The sequence below is a fragment of the Paenisporosarcina sp. OV554 genome (assembly GCF_003058165.1).
GTDB lineage: Bacteria > Bacillota > Bacilli > Bacillales_A > Planococcaceae > Paenisporosarcina.
In genome coordinates this window covers 146,722-152,979 of sequence record NZ_QBUC01000008.1, presented here as the reverse complement: position 1 = coordinate 152,979, position 6,258 = coordinate 146,722, and the positions used below count along the sequence as shown (strand labels likewise).

Genomic DNA, 6,258 nt, shown 5'->3' with positions numbered 1-6,258 from the left:
GCGTATCAAGCTGCAATAAAAGAAAAAGGCATTACCATGAGCATGTCCCGAAAGGGAACGCCAGCTGATAATGCCCCGATTGAATCCTTCCACTCATCATTAAAGTCGGAAAGGTTCTATCTTCACAATCTTACACGGACTACGACGGCAATCGTAGAAAGTACCGTGAATGACTACATTTATTATTATAACAATATCCGAATTCAAACAAAATTAAACTACCAGTCACCTATTGAATACCGGCAACTGGCTGTTTAATTTAATGGTGTTTTGACCCTGTCTCATTTTTGGGGGTCAGTCCCAATTGAGTCCGCTTTTTGTATTTACCAGATTGGATTTTTACTTATCTTCCTTGCATTACGCTTTTCTCCATTCATTCATTGAATGTCTTATGTTAAAATGGAAAAGATTATATAACAACAGCGTTTAGCCAATGATATGGAAGTGGCACATAAATTCGCTTGAGAGGAAGATGAATTTGTCAAACGTACTAGATGCATTTTTACAAGAAAACTTACAGGAACTAAAGGATCAAGGTTTATACAATGTAGTTGATCCAGTTGAAGGACCAAACGGGGCGAAAATACAAGTCCGTGGAAAAGAACTGATCAATTTATCTTCAAACAACTATTTAGGTTTAGCAACAAACGAAGAACTCAAACGTATTGCAAAAGAAACAATCGATAAATACGGAGTTGGAGCTGGCGCGGTTCGTTCAATTAATGGGACACTTGATTTACATGTGAAATTAGAAGAAAAACTTGCTGAGTTTAAAGGTACAGAAGCAGCCATTTCATATCAATCAGGATTTAATTGCAATATGGCAGCAATTTCAGCAGTTATGGATAAAAATGATGCAATTCTGTCGGATCAATTAAACCATGCATCGATTATAGATGGATGCCGCTTATCAAAAGCAAAAATTATTGCTTTTAAACACTCTGATATGGACGATTTGCGTGAAAAAGCTAAAGCTGCACAAGAATCAGGTCTATATAATAAAGTCATGATTATTACAGACGGCGTATTCTCTATGGATGGAGATATTGCGAAGTTACCTGAAATCGTACAAATCGCGAAAGAATTTGATTTGATTACGTATGTAGATGACGCTCATGGATCGGGTGTTACTGGTAAAGGAAAAGGCACAGTAAAACATTTTGGATTAGAAAAAGATATCGACTTCCAAATGGGCACACTTTCCAAAGCAGTAGGTGTTGTTGGAGGATATGTGGCGGGTAAACAAGCGTTAATTGACTGGTTAAAAGTTCGTTCACGTCCGTTTTTATTTTCAACGGCAGTACCACCTGGAGATGTTGCTGCAATTACGGCAGCACTTCAAATGATTATGGACTCAACAGAACTTCACGATAAACTGTGGGATAATGGCGATTATTTGAAAGCTGGTCTGAAGAAATTAGGATTCGATATTGGTGCATCAGAAACACCTATCACTCCTTGTATCATTGGGGATGAAATACTAACTCAGCAATTTTCGAAACGTCTATTTGAAGAAGGTGTCTATGCGAAAGCGATCGTCTTCCCAACTGTACAAAAAGGGACAGGCCGTGTTCGTAACATGCCAACTGCAGATCATACAAAAGAAATGTTGGATGAAGCAATCGTTATTTATGAAAAAGTCGGCAAAGAACTTGGCGTAATCAAGTAAAGCAGTTTTTAAACACTCGTATGTGTAAAAGCATTCGAGTGTTTTTCTCTATAAACTTATATTGAAAGTTATGAATATCCGTACATACACTTGTTTGAGGGAGCTGAGCATGTGACTTATGAAGAAGTGATGAAATATTTAGAAGAAGTTGGTTCTGAACAAACGCGAAATACATTTATCAAACACGGGGCAACACGAGAGTTTTATGGAGTTAAAGTAGGAGATATGAAAAAGATTTTGAAGTATGTGAAAAAAGATCAAGCATTAGCATTGAAACTATACGATTCTGGGAATTCAGATGCGATGTATTTGGCCGGTTTAGCTATTGATCCAAAGTTGATGACAAAAGAACAGTTGCAGTCATGGGTAAAAGAAGCATACTGGTATATGCTTTCCGAATATACGGTCGCATGGGTAGCAGCGGAAAGCCCGTATGCGCTAGAGCTAGCGCGTGAATGGATGCAATCTGATGAAGAAATGATTGCATGTGCTGGATGGAGTACGTATACGAACTATTTTGGCTATGCTGGGGCAGATGAGTTGGATTTGCAGGAAGTCGCTCAATTATTGGAACAAGTGCGAGTCGGTATTCACCAAGCACCAAACCGTGTACGCTACGATATGAACGCTTTTGTCATTGGTACAGGTGTACATGTTCCAACGTTAAGAGAAGATGCACAACGAGTTGCACAAGAAATTGGCAAAGTGCATGTGGATATGGGTGGGACGGCATGCAAAGTACCACTTGCTTTTGACTACATTGAAAAAGTACTTTCACGGGGCGAACCTAAAAAGAAAAAGAATTTAAGATGTTAAGAACTTATGAGACCTCGACGAGAACCGATGCGTCGAGGTTTTTTATTGTGCTGAGTGCCTTCACATAAAATAGCGTTTCGTGTCAACTAACATACCTTCTAATTGTTCAACAAAAAAACCACGCGAACTTACGCGTGGTTCAATTTAGGTTATACATATTTTAAGGAATGAATCACAATATACTTTTGAACGCCACGAGATCCGTCTATCGCTTTTTGGGATTCGATAGTAAACGTTTCTTCTTTTCCTTGTTCATTCGCATAAAGTGCGTGCAATGCGTGAATCATCCAGTCAACACTAATATTTTCTTCATGTCGTTTAGCTTCGTCAAAGTCGCCTTTTTTTGCAGCGATATATGCAGCGTAATATGATTTCAAGAGTTCACTATCAATCTGTTGAGCGTATGTATCCGCCGCATCAATATTTTTTAAATGCAAAGCCAAAATGGTTTTATAGACATTTTGCATGTATGGTTGTTTGTGCTTCGCTAGGATTATCCGTAAACTCTCTTCTACTTCGACATCATTGCTGTGAGCCAGGGCAAGTGGATAAGCAAATAGTGGCCTATTTTTATTAGCAATCAAGTATTTTTCAATTGATTTTTCATTATTCGATCGATACACAGTGAATATTTGAGGAAGAACAACAAATGCTAATAGGAAAACTAAAATAGTTAAAATAACGACCCAAAATGGGAATTGCAAAAAAAATAAAAACGTGGCTAAAATAAAGGCTAAAACATAGGTAATGTTTAATCGTAAGATATTCATCATTTAATTAGTCCTTTTTTTCTTCAGTATAACAAAATAGTCCACTAAAGGAATGTCTGTATTTAATCCATTGGAAATTAAAGCGTTATCGACCATATTCAAAGACTCTAACTTTAAACGTATTGTACTTTCACAATGAACACACTATAATGAATACTGGTTAAAGTCTTATAAATCAATGTTTTATCGCAATATTTTGTGTTTCTCAGAAATACAAATGTTCAGGTGAAGAGGAGGAAATTATATGAAAAAAATTATTATTACTGGTGCTCTAGGTCAAATTGGATCAGAATTAATTGTGAAATTACGTAGTATATATGGTGCGGATAACGTTTTAGCGACAGATATTCGCAAAACGGACTCACCTGTTATTGAAAGTGGCCCATTTGAATTACTAGATGTTATGGATGCAGAACGCATGCATACACTTGCAAAAGACTTCGGAGCAGATACGATGATGCATATGGCTGCATTACTTTCTGCAACAGCTGAAGCAAAACCTTTACTTGCATGGAACCTTAACATGGGTGGATTGGTTAATGCGCTTGAAACGTCACGAGATTTAGGACTTCAGTTCTTTACACCAAGTTCAATCGGTGCATTTGGTCCATCAACACCGAAAAAAAATACGCCTCAAGATACGTTACAACGTCCAACCACAATGTATGGTGTAAATAAAGTTGCAGGTGAATTGTTATGTGATTATTATTACCAAAAATTAGGAGTAGACACACGTGGTGTTCGTTTTCCAGGTCTTATTTCGTACGTAACGCCACCAGGTGGCGGAACAACGGATTATGCGGTAGACATTTATTACAAAGCTTTGGAAACAGGGAAATACACATCTTACATTGAGCAAGGAACGTATATGGATATGATGTATATGCCAGATGCATTACAAGCTATCGTTGACTTAATGGAAGCAGATGCCTCTAAACTTGAACATCGAAATGCTTTCAATGTAACGGCAATGAGCTTTGAACCTGAACAAATTGCTGCTTCAATTCGCAAACACATTCCAAACTTTGAATTATCATATGACGTAGATCCAATTCGACAAGAAATTGCTAACAGTTGGCCAGATTCGATTGATGCAACCGCTGCTAAGAATGAATGGGGCTTCAAGGCACAATACGATTTAGATTCAATGACAAAAGATATGCTAGACAAGCTTGCTAATAATAAATAAAAAACCTTCAAAAGCTGACACATCCTTTAACAGGAAGTGTCAGCTTTTTTGTCTAGTTTTTTCTATTAAAATGCCTTAATGTTTTTTTACTAAAATTTCCCTAAAATTATGATAGCGCTGCCAACTTGTTTTTTGTACAATACCATTATGAGAAAACTTATTATATTCAGAAAAGTTAATAAGTTTAAAAGTCAAGGGGGATAAAAGATGAATCTTGCTACTTCACTAACAATTAACGCGAACAGACATCCTGACAAAATGTGTATTACATGTGAAAGCAGAACTTACTCGTACAAAGAGTTTAATCTAGAAGTTAACCGCCTTTCAAATGGCTTGAGTGAACTAGGTTTGAAAAAGGGTGACAAGGTTGGACTCTTCATGAAGAATTCTGATTATTTCGCAATTGCCCTATATGCGATTTGGAAAACAGGATTGACCGTTGTACCAATTAATTTCCGTCTTACAGCAATGGAAACACATTATATTCTTGAACAGTCAGATTGTGTAGCGTTATTTTGTGATACTGAATTTGAAGAGACCGTGACAAAGGGCAGCGAAGGATTGAATGAATTGAAACATATCATTGTTCATTCATCAGCCTCTTATGAAAGCCACCTCTCATGGAATACAGTAATCAGTGAAGATGCAAGTGAGCCGAATAATGTTGTGTTAAATACAGATGATGCAGAAATTTTATATACATCAGGAACAACGGGGAAACCAAAAGGAGCATTATTTGACCATCAGCGAATAATCAATGTGAACATGGCTTTCATTATGTTAAAACGTCTTAATGCAGAGGATAAATTACTCCATGTCGCGCCTTTATTCCATTCCGCTCAATTAAACTTATTCTTTACAAGCGCAATCATGTTGGGTGCTTCAAGTATTATTCATCGGGATTTTCATCCAGTCACCACTTTGCAAACAATCCAAGATTATGGAATTACAATATTCTTTGGCGTGCCCGCAATGTACAATGCGATGCTACAAGTACCGAATAGGGACATATACAATTTGTCCTCCATTCGAACATGCGGCTACGGAGCAGCTCCAATGGCACCTGCACTAGTGGAACAGTCTATGGAACTATTCGGAACTGATCAATTTTACAATTTATGTGGCTTAACAGAAGCGGGACCAGGCGGAGTATTCTTGTCTCCAGAAGATCATAAAACGAAACTTGGTGCAGGTGGAACAGCGATGTTCTTTACGAATATTAGAGTTGTTAATGAACAGATGGAAGATGTGCAACCTGGAGAAACAGGGGAGTTTGTGATTAAAGGCGAAACGATAATGAAAGAATATTACCGCAAACCAGAAGAGACTCAACAGATCTTTTCGGATGGATGGTTATTAACTGGTGACTTAGCAACGATTGATGAGGATGGCTATATCACCATCGTGGATCGTAAAAAAGACATGATAATATCAGGTGGGGAAAATGTTTACTCAGTTGAAGTTGAACAAGTTCTAAATAGTCATCCGCTAGTCTTGGAAGCTGCTACAATTGGCGTGCCTGACGAGAAATGGGGAGAAATGGTTGCAGCTATCATCGTTTCTAAAAATGGAGAACCAATTGATGAAGAAGAAGTCCAGCGTTATTGTAAAGATCGACTAGCTGGTTATAAAATACCGAAAAAGTTCTTTTACTCAGATGTATTGCCAAGAAATGCTTCAGGAAAAATTCTGAAATACCAATTACGTGAATCATTTAATCAGGAAGTCGTAACTTGATTAAGTGGTGCGAGATGGCTTAACGATGGCTTAAATAAAATGAAAGATTACGAGTTGAGTAGGGTCAATTGGTCTCC

The 6,258-nt window shown here is 37.6% G+C and carries 6 protein-coding genes; 5 read left to right on the top strand and 1 reads right to left on the bottom strand.

Features of this window, described 5'->3' with window-relative positions; genetic code table 11:
* The 3 genes from C8K15_RS09530 to C8K15_RS09520 form a co-directional block, all read left to right on the top strand.
* Positions 1–258, top strand: a 258-nt coding sequence (locus tag C8K15_RS09530; RefSeq protein ID WP_146173648.1) for an IS3 family transposase, incomplete at its 5' end; no start/stop codon positions are given.
* Between the two features lie 220 nt (positions 259–478).
* Positions 479–1,669: a glycine C-acetyltransferase gene (locus C8K15_RS09525; protein ID WP_108586174.1), complete on the top strand. Its 1,191-nt coding sequence runs from the start codon at positions 479–481 to the stop codon at positions 1,667–1,669.
* Positions 1,670–1,780: 111 nt separating this feature from the next.
* Positions 1,781–2,485, top strand: a complete 705-nt coding sequence (locus C8K15_RS09520) for a DNA alkylation repair protein (RefSeq protein ID WP_108586173.1) — start codon at positions 1,781–1,783, stop codon at positions 2,483–2,485.
* Between the two features lie 149 nt (positions 2,486–2,634).
* On the opposite strand, the gene C8K15_RS09515 is transcribed toward C8K15_RS09520, so the two are convergent.
* Positions 2,635–3,258 carry a hypothetical protein gene (locus C8K15_RS09515; protein WP_233260427.1) on the bottom strand — a complete coding sequence of 208 codons (624 nt, stop codon included), beginning with the start codon at positions 3,256–3,258 and terminating at the stop codon, positions 2,635–2,637.
* Between the two features lie 241 nt (positions 3,259–3,499).
* Here C8K15_RS09515 and C8K15_RS09510 point away from each other — a divergent pair, with 241 nt between their 5' ends.
* On the top strand, positions 3,500–4,444 hold the full coding sequence (locus tag C8K15_RS09510) for an L-threonine 3-dehydrogenase (RefSeq protein WP_108586172.1): 945 nt from the start codon (positions 3,500–3,502) through the stop codon (positions 4,442–4,444).
* A gap of 207 nt (positions 4,445–4,651) precedes the next feature.
* Positions 4,652–6,181 carry a class I adenylate-forming enzyme family protein gene (locus tag C8K15_RS09505; protein ID WP_108586171.1) on the top strand — a complete coding sequence of 510 codons (1,530 nt, stop codon included), beginning with the start codon at positions 4,652–4,654 and terminating at the stop codon, positions 6,179–6,181.
* Positions 6,182–6,258: the final 77 nt, after the last annotated feature.